This is a genomic window from Bacteroides sp. (genome assembly GCF_019417265.1).
GTDB lineage: Bacteria > Bacteroidota > Bacteroidia > Bacteroidales > Bacteroidaceae > Phocaeicola.
This window is the reverse complement of sequence record NZ_DXVR01000020.1, coordinates 18,503-40,901: the sequence shown is the minus strand read 5'-3', so window position 1 is coordinate 40,901 and position 22,399 is coordinate 18,503. Positions and strand designations below refer to the sequence as shown.

The following is a 22,399-nucleotide window of genomic DNA, read 5'->3' as shown; positions in this document are numbered from 1 at the left end:
ATATAGTTCCGATAGATATTTATAATACAATCAAAACAATAACACATTATATAAAATAGACACTACTATGCAAGCCGCAATAGTTATATATTTTGTTTTACTGCTGACGTTAGCATTTTCACATCCCTCATAATAGCTGTTCAAAGCCCGATGATACAGAAAATGATTTATATTCAAGAATATAAAGATTAAATATATGCAAGGCTTAAACCACCATAAGCTTGAAAATAATGATGATCCAGAGAAAAAATCCAACAAGCCTACAGTTTTACTGTTTCTCATTATATTTTCTTGAATATCAAACACATTGTTAAATGAAAAATAACATAACAAAGAACACAGTACAGACAATGATTCTACAACAAACTTACTTAACTTCCTAGTTACCAATCCATATCCATGAACGGACAGCAAAACAATAGAAATCAGGATAAACCATACCATATCCGCCTTCAGTTTATCCCCTATAGAATATGCCCCCAAATTAGGTTCACTGCTTATTCCGGTAAAAAACTCAAATACACCACCTATGAACGAATTATCCAATAAGGAATCAATGCCACTGTCTATATTATAAGCATCCTGATTCATAATCAGGCCACATACAATGAACACAAATAAAACTTGCAAATTACCAATTCCTAAAAGCCTATCCAGGGTTTTATTAGGAAAAATATCACCATTTTCACTTTTAATTACGGATTTCAACCCATAAAAATAGGCTACACCTGCAACAATTCCGATAAAAATAAACGTAAATGTTCCCATTTCTTTAATTTATGCCCGCAATCCCCAGAAAAGGCATTATGTTTTATTAGTATATAAAAAGAAAGGCGTGAGGACTTGTCCGCTTCACTCATCGAAATAGGGCATCGCCAAACGCCTCGTAGAAATGAATAAAGAAACAATAAACCCACGCCGTTTGTGATATGTAAAAACAGTGTACAACATTGGCTGTACACACATACATATACAAAACAGATGAGCGTCATATTGTCTCTATCCCTCTACTAAAATTTGGCGATTTCTATTTCAGGATAAAGCAAAAAACGCTTTCTTATGTAAACACCGGACCATTTCTCCGGTCGGTGTATTGCAAAGATACATTTTTTGTCCAATATGACGCTCTTTTATGGGTTTAATTTTTAAAATTGGCTGAAAATGCTTTGCAAAACATTTGCAAAGCATTTTCAAACGCTATTCAAACACTGTTTAAACGCTGTTTAAATGCCGTTTAAACACCGCTAAAAAAGTGACACTTTGCACAAAAACATATTCTTTATTCATTTCAAAAATATTTCTACTTCATATCAAATATCTATTCCGCCTATAAGCCCCCTGAATTCAGCATTATTAAAAACAAAAAAGGCGTGAGGACTTTTTTTCTACTCGTCAAGAAACAGGCATCGCCAAACACCTACAAGCAACAAGTGAAAACAGTAATCCCACGCCGTATGGTTATACAAACGGGTACAAAATTGGCTGTACACGAATATATATACAATACAGATGAGCGTCGTGTTCTCCTACCCTGCTTGTTCTTGAAATTGGCGATTTCGTTTCTTAGGATAAAAGTAAAAAACGCACTATTTATTACGAAGATACGTTTTTTATAATACACGACACCTTTTCGTGGGATTTTTTTTGTTACCTTTACACTAAAGGCGATACAAATTTAAAGTTTGCAGATTTTATCACATGAAATTTCTTCGTATAAAAAAAGGAAAACGTATTTTTGTATCAGAACTATTGATTATTGATACAGAACAGTCATACATACTATGCCGGACAATAAAGAACTTCTTACATATCTCATCGACAACAGGGTTTTCGAATCTTCGGCCTCCGCACTTGCAAGCCGCCTCGGATATAAAGGAAGGATGGCTTTCTCAAGACTGAAAGAAGGGAATATCCGGACTTCTACGGTGGACAATATCATTGATGATATCTGCTCTCATTTCGATTTGGATTATTCGGACCTGATTGACATTACTGAGATGTTCAGGGTAGGCAGGATTCTATATGATGCAATAAAGGATGGCAATGTTTACGATAATGAAACTTCCGGTCCGGAAAGGATTCTGACGGACTTCGTGACACGTGACTTCAAAGATTATCCTGAATATTTCAGCCCTTACATACCGCAGTTGGACGAACTATGCAGGGACAGACCTTACGTGTACTTCGGCGCCGTGATGGTGATGTATATAAAGATGAAAAAGGTTGATCCGTATGCAGGAAACACAGCGCAGTTCCACAATCTGCTGAAAGAACATACCTCGCACATTTGTTCCGTTCTCAAACTACACATCCCGGAAAATGCTATAGGACATTCCACTTCATTGGCTTATCTCTCGGACAATACCATCAGAAATATTCCACAGTGCATTTGGGGGCTGATGGTGAACAATATTCATGTTTTGAGATATTTTGCCGATCCGGATTATATAAACAGCATCCTTGAACTCGGAGCTGCCTTCACCGAATGGGAGGATTTCAGCTACTGGCATGAAACCGGTGTGGCTTATTCCAAAGGGGAAAGGCTATGGACTCTGTTCTTCCGCGAGTCGAACTCACCACTACACGGCATGTATATTGGTCAGACTTTCGAAGCCGGAAAAGATAACGAGACTTTCATTCCGAAAGAGAACTTCTCACTGATTTTCTGGAACAAAGAAAATGATGATGATGAGTTTGCCGTTATTCAGGCATGCAACATTATTAATTCTGCAGCCGAAGACTATACCGTGTATTACGGGCTGTATAAGTACGACGACGTCAGCAACGAAATAACAATTAAATGGAATGACGGGAATGAGAATTTCCTGAACATACCGTCAAGACTCAAAAGAATTACGGGAGAGAAACCTGCAGAAAGGGACGAGCAGGTTTGGTGGAACATTATCCGCAAATTCGATGACAATGATTCTCTGAAATTATTTACAGAGACACTGCTCGACAGGCTTAACACGGAATACCTTGACGATGACTATGCCATTCAGAACGTAATAATCAGCCGCAAGCTCTTTACTCTTACTATTGAAACAACCGACGGAATAGAGGAATACTCAATCCCGATTGACGCATATCCTTTCCTTAGGAATTTAAGAGTATTCGATGAGGTTACTATCAAGAAAGATACACGTACAGAAGAACTCTTCGTCAGCTGGCCGTGGGCCGGGTATGAGATACCGTTGAGTGAATTCAATATAAGAACAGTTCAGTAACCTAAAATGGTCACTGAACTAAAATCCTTATTTTATCATAAATCCTTCTCCCTGCACTTGTAGAAGAAATAATCCAGTATGAACCCGGCATTCTTCCTTACCAGCTCTTTACCATGTTCCAGTCCTTGTGTGCTATTCAAGGCTGCATCCTTCAAGTAGCCTCTATCAAGAAGTTCGCAAGCTGTTTCGTATGGTATCAATCGGCTATTCGTCAGGAAATTAAATGCATTCTTTTCTGCTTTTTCCTTATTATAATAAGGATTATCCGGAGAAGCTATACAGTCACAATAGTTACGCACAACAGATAATCCTTGTTTAGGAGTAACACACAACATCAATACGTCATCTCCCATATCAGGAATTTTCAGTCCTTGAGCTGTTTTATATTTCATCTTATTAGAAATGAAATCGTTCATTTCTTCTTTCCCCTTCAGGAATACTAAGTGTTTTCCTTTAGTTGCCGCAACGAAGTTATCGTATGCCGCCTTTTTGTTAGTATCCGACAAATCATTCTTAATGTCATCAAGTTCCGGAATATCTTTAGTGCTATAAACATTCATAGCTCCATTGTGTAGCCAATACTTTCCAAACTTGAACAGAGTTGTTGTAACTACCGTATCACCCGGTATTAACTTTGGAGCACCAAGTTCAATAGAATCTTTTGTTACTTTATACGTTTCCTCCTTGTCAGAAAATTCCTTGAACACATAATAATCATCAGTGTCGTCCGTCACCAGATATAATGCTTCCAACCTGCTGTCAACGTCCATATATGGAGCATCAACAGGATTCACAGCCTGTTCCTCAAAAAGAAGTTTCAGATAATCAGGGGCGGTAATGGAAAGAAGAGGTGTTCTGCCAGACAACACGGCGTTCATCTTAAAGGAATATATCATCAAATCCATCGTGCGTGCATCAAGGTCCTCACGTTTCTCTAATTCCTCCATATACTCGGACAGGCTATCCAAATAACATTCATAACAGCCCATGTTGATATATGAATCAAAATAGAACCACTCTACTTTATTTCTGTATTCAAGGAAATCATCCTCTGTCAAATAAGAGAAATCAAAGAAATCCTGAAGTCTTTCATTCACCGGAGCTGTCTCGAATTCCTCGTCGAAGATATCATAAATTTCATTTGCCAATGCCAGAATACCGGTATTCTCAGGGTTATAGATTATCTTTCCTATCTTATCTTTCTGAAAACAATGCCACAGAATGAAGCGTATATCTTCCACATTTATCTCGTCGGGATAATAATCTTCGCCAGGTTCATAGAAAGGCAATCGGCTGCCATATCGCTTTTCACATTGCGAAGTGAACACCTGCCAGACACCTGTTTGCGAGATAATATCTTCAAACCATCCGACAAGAAATATCGCCGTGTCTTCGTAAACTTCGTCTTCTGGCTCTGTTTCTCCCTCCATTATGTCATAATCATATAACAATTCAATTATTCTATTTACCAATTTACAGTAATAATTGTCTGTAGCATCGGTCTTAGTATATGGATGCATAGACACCCATTCTCTAGGATAAATTCTTCTCATTTTTACCAGTTTTTGATTATATTCAATAAATATCACGCCAAAACCTCATTCACAATCTGCAACATCTTTTTGTTGTTAATCTGTGTTCTGAAATGTACAGTATAACCTTGCGAAGAAAGATTGTCGAAAAACACCTTGGCGCATTCAATCTTAAGATTTTCCAATCCACGGGTTCCGGTCATATTGTCTACATCTTTAGACTCCACTACTATGTTCAGTTCCTTTTCACCATTCCTTTTTTTCACCACATACATGAAGTCGGGACTGTAAGTACCTCCAGCCACGGTAGGAATAGCTATACTGTTTCGCGGAATCTTGCCATAGACAACAACCTCGGCTATGTCGGCATTGATATTATCCAGTTCCAATGGAGAATCAAACGCCTTAGTGTCATACAGATATTTTGCCATAGGCTCTCCTTCTACGATCTTTGTGCCTATCCTGCCTTGAGCAATTTCTTTTCTTACTGTGCCATCACTGTAAGTCAATGCTGTAGCTCCGATATTTCCGCCGGTCTTTTTATATTTGAAATGCCCCATCAGGTTTTCTGCCTTCCATTCGGCAAATTTACTGATTATAATACCTGCCGACTGCTCGTTAAAGAAAGAGTTCTTCAGTCTGCCGTGCTTTTCAACATAATTGTTTATTGCACTGTGCAGCACTGGTATAGGAATATTTGCAGCCAATGAAATACGTTTCAGAAATACGCCGTATGGCAGTGAGTTCTTTATCGTATATTGCACTCCTCCATCCATAAGAAGGGACATCTGTTCGCCGTCACTCTTCACCACGTCCCTGTGACTCGTGATGACCTGCTCGGAGAAAACACTTTCCGACTCTAAAATATATGTCAGAGCATCCCGGATTTTAGAATTTAGTTCTTCTTCATACCATATGGTATATCGCCTGTTCAGAATATTCCACAATTCGCTGATTTCATCGAAACGTGCCTTTCGTATTCCCACAGGCTTGTTTTTCAGCTTATTATTGTCCTTAATCTTGTCAGATACAACTCCCGAACGGAACAACGGATATTCATCAAAGAATTTTACCCTGTTTTCGGGAACAATGGAAAGCATATCCGAATCGTCGGGATCCAAATATCTTTTCGTCAGAAGTTCTGCCATAAGGTCTCTCTTGTCCACTCCCATTTTTGCAGCTATCGCACCAATATGCCTGAATGAGATGAATACAGTTTCGGGAACTTCGCTGTTGATTTGCTCTACTAATTTGTCGGCAAAATCAGCTTCAGTGAAATCCACTATATAGTTAAGCATGAAATCCTCGTTCGAGATTCTGTTGCCACACTCATCAACCGGGAGACGCAATCCACGGCCTACCTCCTGAAGCTTTGAGTTGTCGCTTCCGCTGGAACGGAGCTTGGCTATGGTGAAAACGTTAGGATTGTCCCAACCCTCCTTCAGCGTCCATTTGGAAAAGAGAAATCTTCGCAATATATAATTACCGTCTTTATCCCTGAAAGAAAGAAGCTGCTTCTTACCGTTAAGGATATCGTCCACCTCGCGGGCTATATCTTCGTCCGATGAACTGTTGTCCTGAGCAAAATATCCTGCATGACAGGCTTTTATATCACTAAGACTTGCTTCGAGATAATCCCTATATTCTTGTTCGCTGTCGCTCAGTACGGCTATAGTATCTTCAAGTTTTTCTTTCAGCAATCGCTCGAAAGTTTGTAGCAGATAAGGTTTCTTGCCGTCGGAACTTTCTCTATACGACGTAATATCATCAATAAAAAACAGGGCTAATGTCTTGATTTTGAACTTCCTTCCGCTGAAATTTGAACGTTCTGTCTCAAAATGCCTTTCCAGAGCAAGACGGAGCATCTGTTCCTGATATGAATTCATGTATATGTCCACATCTATTTCCTCGCCCACGTTCTTCGTCAGTCCATTGGAAAGTTCTATACAGTTTCTGTCTATGGATTCTATCATGATGCCGCTGAACTCTTCCGCCATTACGGACAGCGAATCACCGACATGCAGATGAAACGTACGTGTAGGCTTGTCAGCACTCCTATACTGGAATGCAGCCACATCATTTTTCACTACCGACAGTAATTTAACCTTTTCATTCTTCTTTGAGACAGGCTCGAAATGCTCCTTTGCCACACCCTTTATCAGCCCCTGATTGAATGCCTGGCAGGCGTTAAGGTCATAAAGCAGGTTTTTATATTCCTGAATAGCCCTCTTGGCCTTACCTTTACCAATAGTAATTTCAGGGAATGTAGCCCCAAAACGTATTATACACTGTGGCGCAAGCTCATCCATTATCACACCGAAAGCTTTCTGTTCGCGCGAGAACTTGTGCGGTTCGTCTATTATGACAAACGGCCTTGTGGCACGCAGAGCATTAAAAGGACGATAAAAGCCCTCCACCACCGTCCCGTAATCATCACGGCTAAGCATATAACCTTTAGCCACTTTCAGCAGCTGCATATTAACCAGAAGAACATATATCTTGTTGGAATTCCGGCTTGAGCCTTTTACGAACTCACTTACAGCCGTAGGGAAATACAGCCTTCCCTTTTTCTTGTTCTTCGCCGGTTCCAGTGTGAGCAATTCTATTTCGGCGCCATATCCGCAGACATCGCGGAAATGACGTTTCACTGCATAATCACCCATAAACTGCCTTGCTCCTGCCTTTATGGGAAGTGTAGGCACAGCCACTATGAATTTGTTGATACCATAACGTTTGTGCAGTTCATACATGGCATGGGTATATACATACGTCTTTCCCGTACCTGTTTCCATTTTTATATCCAGATTCAGGCACTTACTGTCATAGCTGTATCCCTTGTATTCCACAGACAGCCCATTTGCATCCTGAATATTCTTTATATTGGCTCCTACACCGTCTATATATGTAGTTATCTGCGGATTGGCATAATATACTGATGGCGGCTCAATAGTGGTCTTATGAAATACATCGGCTATAGCGTCCACGGCTTTCTGCTGATGTGGCAACGATGGTTGAAGTATAAGTTCCATATATATATTTATGTCAATAACGGATATCAAAATTAATACGCATATTCTTTTCTCCGGCCTGGACTGTCTGCATATTGTCTTTCAGTCCCTGCTGCTCATTCCACGACAGCGCATAGCCATATACCACTATATTCTGCGGATTGAATTCGGCCTCTGTCTGATATTTGTCAAGCAGTCCTCCTACAGCTTCGTTGGTCAGTCCCGGATTGATGATATAGAGATGGTTAGGCATACGGTAAACCTCGTACCCGTCGAAATCAAGTGTTTCTACCTCCGGAGTCAATCCATAGCCGTCCCTTACGAGCCATGTGGCAAGAATAGCAGATACGCCGAACTCGTCAACAAGCGTTTTGTCGCCAAATATATATTTCGGGTCATAGTTTTCTATTTTTTCCACTGCTATGTCCGAAGGTTCTTGCAGAGTGTAATGCTTGAATCCCAAATCGCCGTGGAACAGAGGATTTTCCTGTTTTATCTTGTTTGCGGCACGCTTGATGCGCTCCATACCTATTTCGTCTATGGTTCTGAAACCGGCTCTCTGTGCATTCGATTTTTCTTTTGTCAACTCAGGAATCTGTACGAGAATAAAATTGACAGAACAATCATTTTCTACACTCCATCTCATCAGAGCTTCTCCGGTTGTTCCTGAACCGGAAAAGAAATCAAGGATCAAATCATTGTTCCTAACACTTAAATCCAATATCAGACTTAATAAAGAAACCGGTTTGGTATAATCAAAAATCTTTTTCCCTATAGTTTGGGCAACATCCTTAGTTGCATTATCATTAGAATAAATACTATCCGTTAGTTCTAAAGTAGAAAGACTTTTTGTTCTATCCCCGAATTCTACAATATATCCATTATCATCTTCATCTATAAAAGCATTCTGATATGTTTTAGTGTACAGACGGACTCCATTCTTAGAACGTTTTACTACAATGAAACCTTTTTCCAATCCAAAGCGGAATTTATCCATGCTCCATCTCCAACACCAATCAGCACGATCATGATTACCCTGTTTTCTATCTAAATAATCCTCTTCGGAACCTCCCGGATAAAAGACTTCGCCATCAATAGTAATCGGATAGTCAAGACTCGAACTATACTGAAGACTATCATAATCCAATGTTTGATTTAATTTATAATATCCACGCTCATCAAAAAAAGAGTCTTTATATTTAAATCCGGAATCATTATGGCTTAACGGATATAAATTAGGAGATGTTTTCTTTCCATATATAAACAGATAATCATGATTCAGCGCAATTACATCTGAGGATTTTCCTCCTTTTTTAGTTACTCGAGGAATTATAGCCACCATATTCTCTTCCCCTAACACATCGTCACACAACAGCTTCAGATTACTCTGTTCATTATCATCTATGGAGATAAAAATCACACCATCGTCTGTCAGTAAATCTCTGGCAAGCACAAGGCGTGGAAGCATGAACATCAGCCATGCAGAATGAGTAGCCGAGCCACGGCGAGCCAAATCGAGAATTCTTATTGCTTGTTCCTCCGAAATACTAAGTTTGGAAGACAATTCTTCGGGAGTAAACTTGAAAGAATCGTTATATACGAAACCGTCGGAACCGGTGTTGTACGGAGGGTCTATGTAGATACACTTTATGCGTCCGGCATATGATTTCAGCAAATGCTTCAACGCATCTATATTGTCACCGCTGATATATACGTTCTTGCTGTCCTTGTTCTCAGGCAGACTGTTATGTTCCTCATCCGGCACAACAACTGTAGTTGTATCAAGCGAAGCCAACAATCTGGCATAATTTTTACCCAAGAAACGAAGTTCATACCCCTCATCCGTGACATTTATTTTGTCTTTCAGATATTCTTTAAAACGTTCTATATCGAAAGAGCCGTCCGCATGGAAACATGCGGGAAAGTTTTCCCTCAGTACCTCCATTTCTTTAGCTCCGAGAGTAACATTGTTATTCTTTTCCGTTATATCCTTTATCATTATTCATCCGAGTTATTATGCGACAAAATTAATATATTTTTTACATATAAGTCCGACATACAAATACAAACCAAGTATCAATCCTCATTAAACTCTTCAAAGAAGCCTTCTACCCCACCTTCTATCTGTTTGCCCAAATCCTCAATCTGTTTCGAGAAATCTTTCAATGCATTCTTGGTCATTTTGGCAAAAATCCTGCCTTTCAGCTTTCCAATCTCTTTAAGTTCCTCTTCGGAGTAATCATATTTAGAAAGTTCTTTTTCTATCTCTTCATATTCGGATGTTATCTTTTCCCAGTCTTCGTCAGTAAATTCATCATATCTGTCTTCCACCTTTTCCACTAAAGAAGATAATTCACCGACAGGAGTCTTTGAGGTTTCGCACGATGAAAAGCCTAACGAAAAGGCTATTGCTGCAAGAAATACATTTAATTTATTCATAACTATAGTTTTATTTAGTTTTTAATATACATAGGCAACTCTTTTGTTCCGACGTTCTTCAGCACACCATCGGCCACAAATCCTCTCAGTGTACGCAGTGCCTTAGATTTATTGAAGCCTGTCATTTTCTCAAAATCACGGCGGCGCATGAACTGGTTTTCAGAGAAGTATCTGTCCATCTTGGCCATAATCTCTTCCTGCTCCATATTTCCGGAATGGCGCGAACCGTCAGTTTCATGTTCAAACTGTACTGTACGGAACATTTCCGAAAGTTCCTTGTCAGGAGTAAAGCGGATACCTTTCACCTTGATGTCTGCCGCACTTACATATTCCGGATTTACGTCAGGAGCACATTTCAGGCTCAGACTGAAGCGTCCGATACCCTCCAGATGTACAGAATAGCCATTACTCAGTGCATTATACATCTCAGTGTTGAGGGCTGCGAGTACCGCTCTCACATCGGCTACCGTAAGCGTACATTTCTGGTTTATGCTTTCACTCAGATTTCTTGTAGTCACAACACCATTGGTAATGACTTTCGCATGGAGTTTGGAGGTTGCCGTTCCTTCTTTCTCAGGATTGTTATACAAATCAAATTTTATTGCCATACCTTTTATCTTTTATATGATTAATATTCTTATTTTAATAAACGCTTCGTCACAGATAGCGGAACACGTACGTGTCACGCGTGGAACACGAACGTGCAACGCGCGGAACACGAGCGTGTAACGGGCGTAACACGTACGTGTCACGGTAAATGTGACAAAAAATTCTGATATAAAAAAGGAATCGTAAAAGAAATAAATATAGGCGCATAACAATTAACAATTAATAACAAGGGATAGAGAGTTTTTTCATTACCTTTGTTTTTAAGTCTAAACTTTACAATTTATCATATGCAAAATAGCGACAGTATCATCATAATTCCTACTTACAACGAGAAGGAAAATATCGAGAATATAATCCGTGCCGTATTCGGACTGGAGAAGTTTTTCCACATCCTTATTATCGAGGATAACTCGCCGGACGGAACGGCAGATATCGTTAGAAAACTGCAGGAGGAATTTCCGGAAAGACTTTTCATGATTGAAAGAAAAGGGAAATTAGGATTGGGAACTGCATACATCACAGGATTCAAATGGGCTATCGAGAAGAAATACGACTACATTTTTGAAATGGATGCCGACTTCAGCCACAATCCGAACGACCTGCCAAAGCTCTACAAGGCTTGCCATGAAGACGGCGGAGATGTATCTATCGGTTCAAGATACGTCAGCGGGGTAAATGTGGTGAACTGGCCTATGGGAAGGGTGCTCATGTCGTACTTTGCATCGAAATATGTAAGGTTTATCACCGGAATACCTGTCCACGATACTACTGCCGGATTCAAGTGCTACAGACGCGAGGTGCTTGAAACTATCGACCTCGATAAAATCCGATTCAAGGGATATGCATTCCAGATTGAAATGAAATTCACTGCCTACAAGTGCGGATTCAAGATTATCGAAGTGCCGGTGATATTCATCAACCGCGAACTCGGTACATCGAAGATGAACAGCAGTATTTTCGGCGAGGCCGTATTCGGAGTGATAAAACTGAAATGGGACAGTTGGTTCAAGAAGTATCCTAAGAGGAAAAGTTGTTAGTTGTTAGTTATTAGTTGTTAGTTGTTAGTTATTAGTTGTTAGTTGTTAGAAGATGAAAAGAATTTGGATAAAGAATGCTGTCATCGTGAACGAGGGCAGACAGTTTAAAGGCTCGGTTGTAACTGAGGATGAAACTATATACAGAATAATAGAAGGCGATGCTGCGCCTGAATGCGATATAAACGAAACTATAGATGCCGGAGGTTGCTTCCTGTTGCCGGGAGTGATAGACGACCATGTGCATTTCCGCGACCCGGGACTGACTCACAAGGCCGATATGGCCACAGAAACTGCTGCAGCTGCTGCCGGTGGTGTGACTTCATTCATGGATATGCCTAACTGCAATCCGCAGACCACTACCATCGAGGCTCTGGAAAACAAGTTTGCCGATGCAGCTACCAAATGTGTGGTGAACTATTCATTCTATTTCGGAGCAACGAACAATAATGCAGACCAATTGAAAAATCTCGACAAGACACACGTATGCGGTGTGAAACTGTTTATGGGTGCAAGTACAGGCAACATGCTTGTGGACCGAATGGAAGCATTGAAGAAGATATTCTCCGAAGCAGGAATGCTTATTGCCACTCACTGCGAGGACCAGACTGTAATAAGCCGCAATACTGCCGAAGTAAAGGCAAAGTATGGCGAAGATGCAGATATATCTCTTCATCCTGTCATCCGCAGCGAGGAGGCTTGTTATAACTCTTCATCGCTTGCTGTAAAATTGGCAAAGGAAACGGGAGCTCGTCTGCATATCCTGCACGTGAGTACCGCAAAGGAACTTGAACTCTTCGAGGACAAACCTCTTTCAGAGAAGAAAATCACTTCCGAAGCCTGTGTATCGCATCTTATGTTCTGCGATGAGGACTACAAGACACTTGGCGGACGCATAAAGTGCAATCCAAGTATCAAGACTCGTGCCGACCGCGATGCCCTGAGAAAGGCATTAAGCAGCAATCTGATAGACGTGATAGGTACAGACCACGCCCCTCACCTGCTTTCAGAGAAACAGGGCGGCGCGCTGAAAGCTGTATCGGGTATGCCGAGCCTGCAATTCTCATTGGTAAGTATCTATGAGCTTGTCAAGGAAGGCATTTTATCTGTAGAACAGCTTGTACAGAAAATGTGTCATGCTCCGGCCGAGCTTTATCAGATTAAGGACAGAGGATTTATCCGCGAAGGATATAAGGCCGACCTGGTGCTGCTCAACCCTAACCACGAATGGACAGTAACAGCCGACTGCATAAAGAGCCGTTGCGGATGGAGTCCTATGGAAGGAAGAAACTTCCATGCCAAAGTTGAGAAGACTTTCGTAAACGGAACTGTAGTCTACGAAAACGATACTGTCAATACAGCACACAGAGGTCAGGCATTAATATTCAACAGATGATTTTTGAAATCAGTTGTTAGTTATTAGTTGTTAGAACCATCCGGATGGCAACTAATAACTAAAAACTAAAAACTAACAACTTTAAATTCTTAATTCAAGAAATGCGTACAGACATTACCGTAAAGGAATACGACATACACGAACTGACTGATTACATAAACTGGATTTACTTTTTCCATGCATGGGGATTTCAGCCTAAATACTCGTCGATAGCCGATATACACGGTTGCGACGGTTGCCGTGCAATGTGGCTTGTATCTTTCAAGGAAGATGAAAGACCGAAGGCTTCCGAGGCAATGCAACTGCACAAAGAGGCACAGAGAATGCTGAACAGCTTAGACGGACGATTCAAGGTCTATGCCATATACCGGCTGATGGATGCCAATTCGGACGGCGACAATCTTATAATGGAAGGAAAGACTTTTCCGCTTCTAAGGCAGCAATCGAGAGTAAAAGACTCTGACCCGTATCTGTGTCTGAGCGATTTCGTAAGGCCTGCCGCTTCAGGTGTGACAGATACGGTAGGTTGCTTTGCCACTACCATAGACCCTGAAATGGAAAAAGAGTTTGAAGGCGACGACTATAAACTCATGCTCTGCAAGACATTGGCAGAGAGGCTGGCCGAAGCCGCAGCAGAGAAGATTCATGAAACAATCAGGAAATCCGTCTGGGGATATGCTCCCGACGAGAATCTGAGCATTAAGGAACTGCTTGACGAAAAGTACTGCGGAATACGGCCTGCCGTAGGTTATCCTTCACTACCGGACATATCTGTGAACTTTTTGCTTGATGAATTGTTGGATATGAAGCGCATAGGAATAACTCTGACAGAAAACGGAATGATGCACCCTCATGCTTCGGTAAGCGGACTGATGTTCGCACATCCGCAGTCAAGATACTTCAGTGTGGGAAAGATAGACGAAGCGCAACTTGCCGACTATGCCGGAAGGCGTGGCAAGACAGCCGACGAGATGAGAAAGTATCTGAGAGCGAATGTTGGTTAGTTGTTAGTTATTGGTTGTTAGTTCTTAATTTTTAATTCTAATGATATTACTTAGAGTTGCAATATTCTTCCTGCTTATGCTGCTGTTGCCCGACTGGTATATACACCATATATATCTGAAGAACAGAGGCAGCAAGATTTATAAAAGGATTCTATGGGGACCGACTGTAGGACTGTTAGTGCTGTTAGCTGTTTTCATAGCCATGCACGACAGTCTGCACGACTATTTCGGCATATACCTTATTGTCACTCTTTGTTTCTGCATTCCTAAACTGACATTTGTAATCTTCAGCATTCTGCTTAGAGGGCTGAATAGAATTACCGGTCTGAACATCCCTCACGCTGCTGTATCAGCCTTGCCTGCATTGGCAATGTTGGGATATATACTTTTCGGAGCCATTAAAGGTAAAGAGAATTTCAAGGTCAGGGAAGTGACATTCTACTCCCCCAACCTGCCAGAGAAATTCGACGGATACCGTATTCTGCAACTGTCGGACATACACTCCGGAAGTTGGAAAGGCAATCCGGAAGCTCTCCAAAAAGCTATTGACCTGTGCAACAGACAGAATGCCGACATTGCTCTTTTCACAGGCGACCTTGTAAACAGCCGCGCTGACGAACTGACAGAGTTTAGCGATATATTCTCCGGACTGAAAGCCAAAGACGGTGTTTATTCTGTGTTGGGAAACCATGACTATGGCAATTATGTTAAATGGGATTCTGAAGCGGACAGAATAGCAAACGTAGATTCACTCATTGCCCGCGAAAACAGAATGGGTTGGACTATGCTGAACAACAGTCATACCATCATTAAAAGAGGAAATGACTCTATAGCTGTGATAGGAGTGGAAAACAGCGGTCGTCCTCCATTTCCGGATTATGCTCGTCTGAAAGACGCATCGACCGGCACGGAAGGAATGTTTCAGGTTCTTATGAGTCACGACCCTACACATTGGCGAAGAGAGGTTTTGCCAAAAACAGATATAGAACTTACACTGTCGGGACATACGCACGACATGCAGATTTCTTTCTTCGGCTTCTCTGTTTCGTCATTCATCTATCCGGAACATAACGGTATGTATATGGATGGAGATAGAGGACTTTACGTCAACATCGGACTGGGGCATGTACTGTTTCCTATGCGGCTTGGGGCATGGTCGGAAATAACGGTTATTAAATTAAAAGTTAAGAACCGAAGGTCAGCGAAACTAATTAAAAATTAAAAGACAAAAAACTCATAAACTAAAAAACTTAAAACTCATAAATATGAAATTTTTCTACATTATTTATCAGATTTGTGTATGGCTGCCTATATTCCTTGTAACTACCATCCTTACGGCATTGGTTACAATGATTGGATGCCGCTTTGGTAACGGACATTTCTGGGGATATTATCCCGGAAAAATCTGGTCGCAGATAACATGTTATACGCTTCTCCTGCCTATAAAAGTCGAGGGACGCGAGAATATTGACAAGAAACAGTCGTATGTGTTCGTAGCAAACCATCAGGGTTCGTTCGATATCTTCCTTATTTACGGATTCCTCGGAAGAAACTTCAAATGGATGATGAAGAAAAGCCTTAGAAAATTACCGTTCGTGGGAAAAGCATGCGAATCGGCCGGATTCATTTTCGTAGACAAATCAGGACCAAGAAAGATACATGAAACCATAGAACAGGCCTTTCATGTTCTGAAGGACGGTACTTCATTGGTAGTATTCCCTGAAGGTGCAAGAACTTTCACCGGACATATGGGAATTTTCAGAAAAGGAGCATTCCAGTTGGCCGACGAATTGCAGCTTCCGGTGGTTCCTCTGACCATAGACGGCTCATTCAACATTCTGCCGCGTACAGGCAAATTGCTGTCATGGCATCCTATGAAGCTGACTATCCACAAGCCTATCTTCCCTAAATCCAAAGGAACAGAAAACATTAAGGAGACACTGGAAGAATCGTACAAGGTAATAGAAAGCGCATTACCTGAAGAATATAAAGGCAAGGTTGATAATCCAGACCAATAAAGATTCCCTATACAGACAGTAAAGAAAAAGCTCCGGCATAACAGGAAGGAATTCCAATATGCCGGAGCTTGTCTTATAAATAAGTATCTGATTATCCGATTACCATTCAACGAATTTTCCGCGTGTCCTGCGGTCTGCGAGAATCTCTTTCAGACGTTTGTTCTTCTCTTTCGCAATGTATTTACGTCCGAAGATATTCGGAATAGCTACACCAAGAGAGATACACAATATCACCATACCCGAAGTGATACCGCTCTGTATAGCTTTCATCAGCACTGAAATCTGCTCCGGAGATTCTACGTTCATATTGATTATACCGAAAAGCATACGGTACATAAGCACACCCGGAATCATAGGAATGACAGAAGGGATAGTCAATACATGGTTAGGACAGTGGAACCAGTGTACGGCCTTTATCGCAATAAGGCTTACCAACACAGAACCTGCGAATGAACCCATTACAAGTCCCATGTCAAGACCGATATTGTCTGTGCTTGGACCGAGATTCACAAAGTTACGTGTACATACAGCTATGATACCTCCTATGGCTACAACCCACAACAGACGGCGAGGGATATTGAAAATCATGGAGAATCCCATTGCCGAAATAGCTGCTGCTATGGCATATTCTATATATGTGTGATGAGGAACCATGCTTATGGTTGGGAAGAAGTTTTCTATGTGGCATATCTTAACTGCAAACGCAATACCGAAAGCCATTGCAGACACCATAAGCAATGTGTTTACAGCTCTGACAATACCTACCTGAATATAATTGTCAAGCATGTCATCAACGAAGTTTATCAAAGGCACACCCGGTACGATGAACAGCGCACAAGCCAACAGCGGATGCCATGGTGTAGTGGTCCATGAAGCCGGAAGCAACGTAGACGCCCACGCAAGCATAGTAGAAACAAATGCGGCAATGGCTATACCCATATAATGGTTCAATCCTGATTCGTTGCAGTGTGCACGAACCCTCATACCGATGATGGCTGCTATAGAAGCATAGAGAAATGCCACCCAGTCGCATCCGAACTGAATACAGAATCCACCGCAGGCAAATCCGGCTCCTACGGCTACCTGCCATGGTGTGTAATTACGCTTACGCTTACGAATTTCCTCCAGTTCTGCCTCATACTGGTCGAGTGTATAATCATTCTCTATGGCACGCCACGACAATTTACTTACAGCTGAAATAGCTGTCATGTTTACTCCATGACCCTCTATTCTCTGAAACTTGGTGAAAGAATAATCACCATCACTGACATTCACCATAAGCATGGTAAAGCTGACATTGATGTGAAGTTTTTCTTCCGGAATACCTAAGAAAGCGGCAGTACGCTTCATGTTTCTTACCACACGGTTAGTGTCGGCAAGGCTTTCAACCAAAAGTTTTCCGGTGCGTAGAAGTAAATCTACTCGTCGATGCAGCAACAGCTCATCGTGTACTTTTTCTGTCGTTTGAAGATGTTCCATATAGTCAAGTTTTGTTTTCGGCTGCAAAGGTATTAATTATTCCTATTTTATGCGTATCTTTGCAGAGCAATATTGTATAAAAAAAATGCCAGAAATTGAAAACAGACAGAAAAATCACAACCCAATTCCACAGTTTTGTGGAAAAATTACGCACCTTAAAGAAGCATAACAAAGTGGTATAACTACATAAAAAACTAACTATCAACAAAATAAACCCCTACACTCCATAATGGCACAAGTATTGCCTAAAGTTTTATGGCATCTAAAAACATTAACAGCAAAGTATATGAAACGATTTTTGACAAAAAAGGACTTGAAATTCAAGAAAAAACAAGCCGTTTACGCATGTATCTGCATTATCTTAGTAGTAGGCATCTATTTTATTTTCAACAGAAAGGAAAAACCTGTCATAGAAAGACCGATAGTATGCGTTGAACCTGTAGTTCAGGAGGATGTAGAGATATACGGCGACTATGTTGGTCGAATCCGTGCTCAACTCTTCGTAGAAGTGAGAGCCAGAGTGGAAGGTTTCCTCGAAAGAATGCATTTCGAAGAAGGTAGCTATGTAAAGAAGGATCAGGTTCTGTTTGTCATTAATCAGGATCAGTATAGAGCAAAGGCTGACAAGGCAAGGGCACAGCTGAAAAAGGATGAGGCTACAGCACTTAAGGCTAAACGTGACCTTGACCGTATTCGCCCACTGTACGAGCAGAATGCTGCCAGCCAGTTGGACTTGGACAATGCAATTGCTGCGTACGAAACTGCAGAGGCAAGTGTGGGTATGAGTAAGGCCGATTTGGAACAGGCTGAACAGGAATTGGGATATACCATCGTACGTTCACCTATATCAGGACATATCAGTGAAAGATTAGTCGACCCTGGCACTCTTGTTGGTACAAGCGGAAAATCACTGCTTGCGACTATCGTGAAAAGTGATACCGTAATGGTGGACTTCAGCATGACTGCACTCGATTATCTGAAAAGCAAGGAAAGAAACGTTACACTCGGACAGAAAGATACTACAAGAACATGGAAACAGACTGTCACCGTAACATTGCCTGACAACAGCGTGTATGAGCACAAAGGTCTGGTGGATTTCGCGTCTCCACAGGTAAACCCTAAGACAGGTACATTCCAAGTGAGAGCCGAACTTCCAAATCCTGAACATGTTCTTCTTCCGGGACAGTTCACAAGCGTTAAAGTTCTTCTGGATGTAAGAGAAAAATCAACCGTTGTACCAAAGAAAGCACTCATCATCGAGAAAGGTGGTTCATACATATTCGTAATGCGTCGTGACTCTGTTGCAGAAAGACGTTTCATCGAAATAGGTCCTGAATTCAAGAATGATGTTATAGTGGAAAGAGGATTGGCTCCCGGAGAATTAATCGTAACAGAAGGATTCCACAAGCTTACTCCCGGAGTAAAAGTACTGGTTGCTCCTGATTCGTCTGAGAAAAAGGGCAATGAAGACAACACTAACGAGTGAGATTAACACACAGGTAAACTTAACCAAGCTACAGATTTATGAAAGTAAGTTTCTTCATAGACAGGCCGGTATTCTCGGCCGTCATCTCAATACTTATTGTCATAGTGGGTATCATCGGTCTGATGATGCTTCCTATAGACCAGTATCCCCAGATAACGCCTCCGGTGGTGAAAATCAGTGCTTCATATCCGGGCGCAAGTGCAGTAACGGTTTCCCAGGCAGTTGCAACTCCTATTGAGCAGGAACTTAACGGTACTCCGGGAATGCTCTACATGGAATCAAGCAGTTCAAACTCGGGAGGTTTCTCAGCTACAGTGACATTCGATATCTCGGCAGACCCTGATATGGCATCTGTAGAAATACAGAACCGAGTAAAATTAGCTGAGTCAAGACTTCCTGCCGAAGTTGTACAGAACGGTATCTCAGTGGAAAAACAGGCAGCCAGCCAGCTCATGACTCTTACACTGATGTCGGACGACCCGAAATTTGACGAAATATATCTTAGTAACTTTGCCACTCTGTATGTAGTAGACCTTCTTCGCCGTATTCCGGGTGTAGGTAGAGTATCAAATATCGGTAGCCGATATTACGCTATGCAGATATGGGTTGATCCGGCGAAACTCGCCAACTTCGGACTTACGGTACAGGATTTGCAAAGTGCTCTTAAGGACCAGAACCGCGAATCGGCAGCCGGCGTATTGGGGCAGCAGCCTATGTCAAACGGTATAGACATAACAATACCTATCACAGCTCAAGGTCGTCTTTCTTCTGCATCACAATTCGAGGAAATCGTACTTAGGGCAAATCCCGACGGTTCTATAATCAGATTAAAAGACGTAGCAAGAGTTTCACTTGAAGCCTCATCATACAGTACTGAAAGTGGTATCAATGGTGGAAACGCTGCGGTACTCGGTATCTATATGCTTCCCGGAGCTAACGCAATGGAAGTGGCAAATAATGTGAAAGAAGCAATGAAGGATATCAGTAAAACTTTCCCTGAAGGACTGGAATACAACTTTCCTTTCGATATGACAAATTACATTTCACAGTCTATACATGAGGTTTATAAAACACTGTTCGAGGCCTTGTTCCTGGTTATCGTAGTGGTATTCCTTTCATTGCAGAGCTGGAGAGCAACACTTATCCCTGTTGCGGCAGTGCCAATTTCGCTTATCGGTACATTCGGATTCATGCTGATATTCGGTTTCTCACTGAACATGCTTACATTGTTAGGACTTGTACTTGCCATCGGTATTGTGGTGGACGATGCCATCGTTGTGGTGGAAAACGTAGAACGAATTATGGAGGAAGAGAAACTCAGTCAGTATGAAGCTACAAAGAAAGCAATGGAAGGCCTTGTAGGAGCGGTAATCGCAACATCTCTTGTACTTGCAGCCGTATTCGTTCCGGTAAGTTTCCTTTCGGGTATTACAGGTCAGTTGTACCGCCAGTTTACTGTTACAATTGTAGTATCAGTACTTTTGTCAACGGTTGTAGCCTTGACCTTAAGTCCTGTAATGTGTTCTCTTATTCTGAAACCTACAGACCCGAACAAACCTAAGAACAAGGTATTCAACTGGATAAACAAATGGTTGGGTATAGGTAACAATCATTATGTGAAATACATAAACAGAGTTATCAAACATCCGCGTCGCGTAATGGCCGGTTTTGGAATGGTACTGGTATTCATATATGTATTCCACAGACTTGTTCCTACAAGTTTCCTTCCGGTAGAAGACCAGGGATATTTCACAGTGGAACTTGAATTGCCGGAAACCGCAATACTCGAACGTACACGTGAGGTTACTGAAAGAGCTGTTGATTTCATAATGAAAGACCCTGCTGTAGAATATGTTCAGAATGTGACAGGTAGCAGCCCACGTGTAGGTACAAGCCAGGCCAGAAGCCAGCTTACAGTCATTCTGAAAGAATGGAAAGAACGTGACAACACTACCATAAATGAAGTGATGGAACGTGTGCAGAAAGAACTGGAGAAATATCCTGAAAGCAAGGTATTCCTTTCTACTCCACCGGTAATTCCCGGACTCGGTACAGCCGGAGGTTTCGAAATGCAGCTTGAAGCCAGAGGTGAAGCTACTTACGATGACCTGGTCCGTGCAACAGATACACTTATGCATTACGCATCAATGCATAAGGAAATAGCCGGTCTGTCATCATCACTTCAGGCAGAGATTCCACAGTTGTATTTCGATGTAGACCGTGACAAGGTTAAGCTTGCAGGAGTTCCAATGGCTGATGTATTCTCAACAATGAAGACTTATACAGGTTCGGTATATGTGAACGACTTCAATATGTTCAACCGTATCTACCGTGTATATATCCAGGCTGAAGCTCCTTATCGCCAGCAACGTGAAAACATCGGACTGTTCTTTGTAAAAGGTTCATCGGGTGATATGATTCCGCTTACAGCTCTCGGAACAACTGATTATACCACAGGCCCCGGAAGTATCAAGCGTTTCAATATGTTCAATACTTCAGTTATACGTGGTACAACAGCCAACGGTGCCAGTTCAGGACAGGTAATGGAGATATTGGAACAAATAGCCAGAGAAAAATTGCCGGACAACATCGGAGTGGAATGGAGTGGTCTGTCATATCAGGAGAAACAGGCCGGAGGTCAGACAGGAATCATTTTATCACTGGTATTCCTGTTCGTATTCCTCTTCCTGGCAGCACTTTATGAAAGCTGGACAGTACCTATCGCAGTATTGATTTCGCTTCCTGTAGCAGTGCTCGGTGCATATGCCGGAGTAACATTATGCGGACTCGAAAATGATACTTACTTCCAGATTGGTCTTGTAATGCTTATAGGTCTGGCAGCAAAGAACGCCATCCTTATCGTAGAGTTCGCCAAAGATGAAGTTGACAAAGGAAGAGATGTAATAGAATCTGCCATACATGCAGCAAGACTCCGTTTTCGCCCTATCCTGATGACATCACTGGCATTCATCCTCGGTATGTTGCCTATGGTTTTAGCCTCAGGTCCGGGTTCTGCCAGCCGCCAGGCAATTGGTACAGGTGTATTCTTCGGAATGATTGTAGCTGTTACTATAGGAATAGTACTTGTGCCGTTCTTCTTCGTTATGATATACAAAATAACAGGAAAGGCTAAACAGAAAAGTATCAACATTAAGAAAGCATAACCT

Annotated in this window: 15 protein-coding genes; 8 read left to right on the top strand and 7 right to left on the bottom strand. The window is 41.6% G+C overall.

What is annotated here, in order from left to right; translation table 11 throughout:
• Nucleotides 1–30 precede the first annotated feature (30 nt).
• Nucleotides 31–768 (bottom strand): hypothetical protein, encoded by a 738-nt coding sequence (locus QZ379_RS04455; RefSeq protein WP_291558764.1) that lies wholly within the window; start codon nucleotides 766–768, stop codon nucleotides 31–33.
• 1,013 nt (nucleotides 769–1,781) lie between these two features.
• Here QZ379_RS04455 and QZ379_RS04450 point away from each other — a divergent pair.
• Entirely contained in the window at nucleotides 1,782–3,227 is a 1,446-nt protein-coding gene (locus QZ379_RS04450) for a hypothetical protein (protein WP_291558762.1), read from the top strand.
• 35 nt (nucleotides 3,228–3,262) lie between these two features.
• Here QZ379_RS04450 and QZ379_RS04445 read toward each other — a convergent pair whose 3' ends face one another.
• The 5 genes from QZ379_RS04445 to QZ379_RS04425 form a co-directional block, all read right to left on the bottom strand.
• Nucleotides 3,263–4,780, bottom strand: coding sequence for a DUF3843 family protein (locus QZ379_RS04445; protein WP_291558760.1), 1,518 nt, complete (start codon nucleotides 4,778–4,780; stop codon nucleotides 3,263–3,265).
• Nucleotides 4,781–4,812: 32 nt separating this feature from the next.
• Entirely contained in the window at nucleotides 4,813–7,788 is a 2,976-nt protein-coding gene (locus tag QZ379_RS04440) for a type III restriction-modification system endonuclease (protein WP_291558758.1), read from the bottom strand.
• A 13-nt stretch (nucleotides 7,789–7,801) separates the two neighbouring features.
• Nucleotides 7,802–9,766, bottom strand: a complete 1,965-nt coding sequence (locus QZ379_RS04435) for a site-specific DNA-methyltransferase (protein ID WP_291558756.1) — start codon at nucleotides 9,764–9,766, stop codon at nucleotides 7,802–7,804.
• A gap of 77 nt (nucleotides 9,767–9,843) precedes the next feature.
• Nucleotides 9,844–10,206: a hypothetical protein gene (locus tag QZ379_RS04430; RefSeq protein ID WP_291558754.1), complete on the bottom strand. Its 363-nt coding sequence runs from the start codon at nucleotides 10,204–10,206 to the stop codon at nucleotides 9,844–9,846.
• Nucleotides 10,207–10,220: 14 nt separating this feature from the next.
• Nucleotides 10,221–10,814, bottom strand: a complete 594-nt coding sequence (locus tag QZ379_RS04425; RefSeq protein ID WP_291558752.1) for an HU family DNA-binding protein — start codon at nucleotides 10,812–10,814, stop codon at nucleotides 10,221–10,223.
• Nucleotides 10,815–11,102: 288 nt separating this feature from the next.
• Here QZ379_RS04425 and QZ379_RS04420 point away from each other — a divergent pair, with 288 nt between their 5' ends.
• The 5 genes from QZ379_RS04420 to QZ379_RS04400 all read left to right on the top strand — a co-directional run bounded on the left by QZ379_RS04420 (nucleotide 11,103) and on the right by QZ379_RS04400 (nucleotide 16,267).
• The gene (locus tag QZ379_RS04420) at nucleotides 11,103–11,852 is read left to right on the top strand and encodes a polyprenol monophosphomannose synthase (RefSeq protein ID WP_291558750.1); all 750 of its coding nucleotides are present in this window, start codon (nucleotides 11,103–11,105) and stop codon (nucleotides 11,850–11,852) included.
• 52 nt (nucleotides 11,853–11,904) lie between these two features.
• The gene (locus QZ379_RS04415) at nucleotides 11,905–13,245 is read left to right on the top strand and encodes a dihydroorotase (RefSeq protein ID WP_291558748.1); all 1,341 of its coding nucleotides are present in this window, start codon (nucleotides 11,905–11,907) and stop codon (nucleotides 13,243–13,245) included.
• Nucleotides 13,246–13,346: 101 nt separating this feature from the next.
• A complete protein-coding gene (locus QZ379_RS04410) occupies nucleotides 13,347–14,249 on the top strand; it encodes a vitamin B12 dependent-methionine synthase activation domain-containing protein (RefSeq protein ID WP_291558746.1) in 903 nt (300 codons plus the stop codon).
• Between the two features lie 40 nt (nucleotides 14,250–14,289).
• A complete protein-coding gene (locus tag QZ379_RS04405) occupies nucleotides 14,290–15,471 on the top strand; it encodes a metallophosphoesterase (protein ID WP_291558744.1) in 1,182 nt (393 codons plus the stop codon).
• 43 nt (nucleotides 15,472–15,514) lie between these two features.
• Entirely contained in the window at nucleotides 15,515–16,267 is a 753-nt protein-coding gene (locus QZ379_RS04400; RefSeq protein ID WP_291558742.1) for a 1-acyl-sn-glycerol-3-phosphate acyltransferase, read from the top strand.
• Between the two features lie 99 nt (nucleotides 16,268–16,366).
• Here the strand turns inward: QZ379_RS04400 and QZ379_RS04395 are convergent, their stop codons facing one another.
• Nucleotides 16,367–17,746 (bottom strand): threonine/serine exporter ThrE family protein, encoded by a 1,380-nt coding sequence (locus QZ379_RS04395; protein ID WP_291558740.1) that lies wholly within the window; start codon nucleotides 17,744–17,746, stop codon nucleotides 16,367–16,369.
• A 286-nt stretch (nucleotides 17,747–18,032) separates the two neighbouring features.
• Here QZ379_RS04395 and QZ379_RS04390 point away from each other — a divergent pair, with 286 nt between their 5' ends.
• Together QZ379_RS04390 and QZ379_RS04385 are read left to right on the top strand one after the other, a co-directional pair.
• The gene (locus QZ379_RS04390) at nucleotides 18,033–19,232 is read left to right on the top strand and encodes an efflux RND transporter periplasmic adaptor subunit (protein ID WP_291558738.1); all 1,200 of its coding nucleotides are present in this window, start codon (nucleotides 18,033–18,035) and stop codon (nucleotides 19,230–19,232) included.
• A 38-nt stretch (nucleotides 19,233–19,270) separates the two neighbouring features.
• Nucleotides 19,271–22,396: an efflux RND transporter permease subunit gene (locus tag QZ379_RS04385; protein ID WP_291558735.1), complete on the top strand. Its 3,126-nt coding sequence runs from the start codon at nucleotides 19,271–19,273 to the stop codon at nucleotides 22,394–22,396.
• The last annotated feature ends 3 nt before the right edge of the window (nucleotides 22,397–22,399 follow it).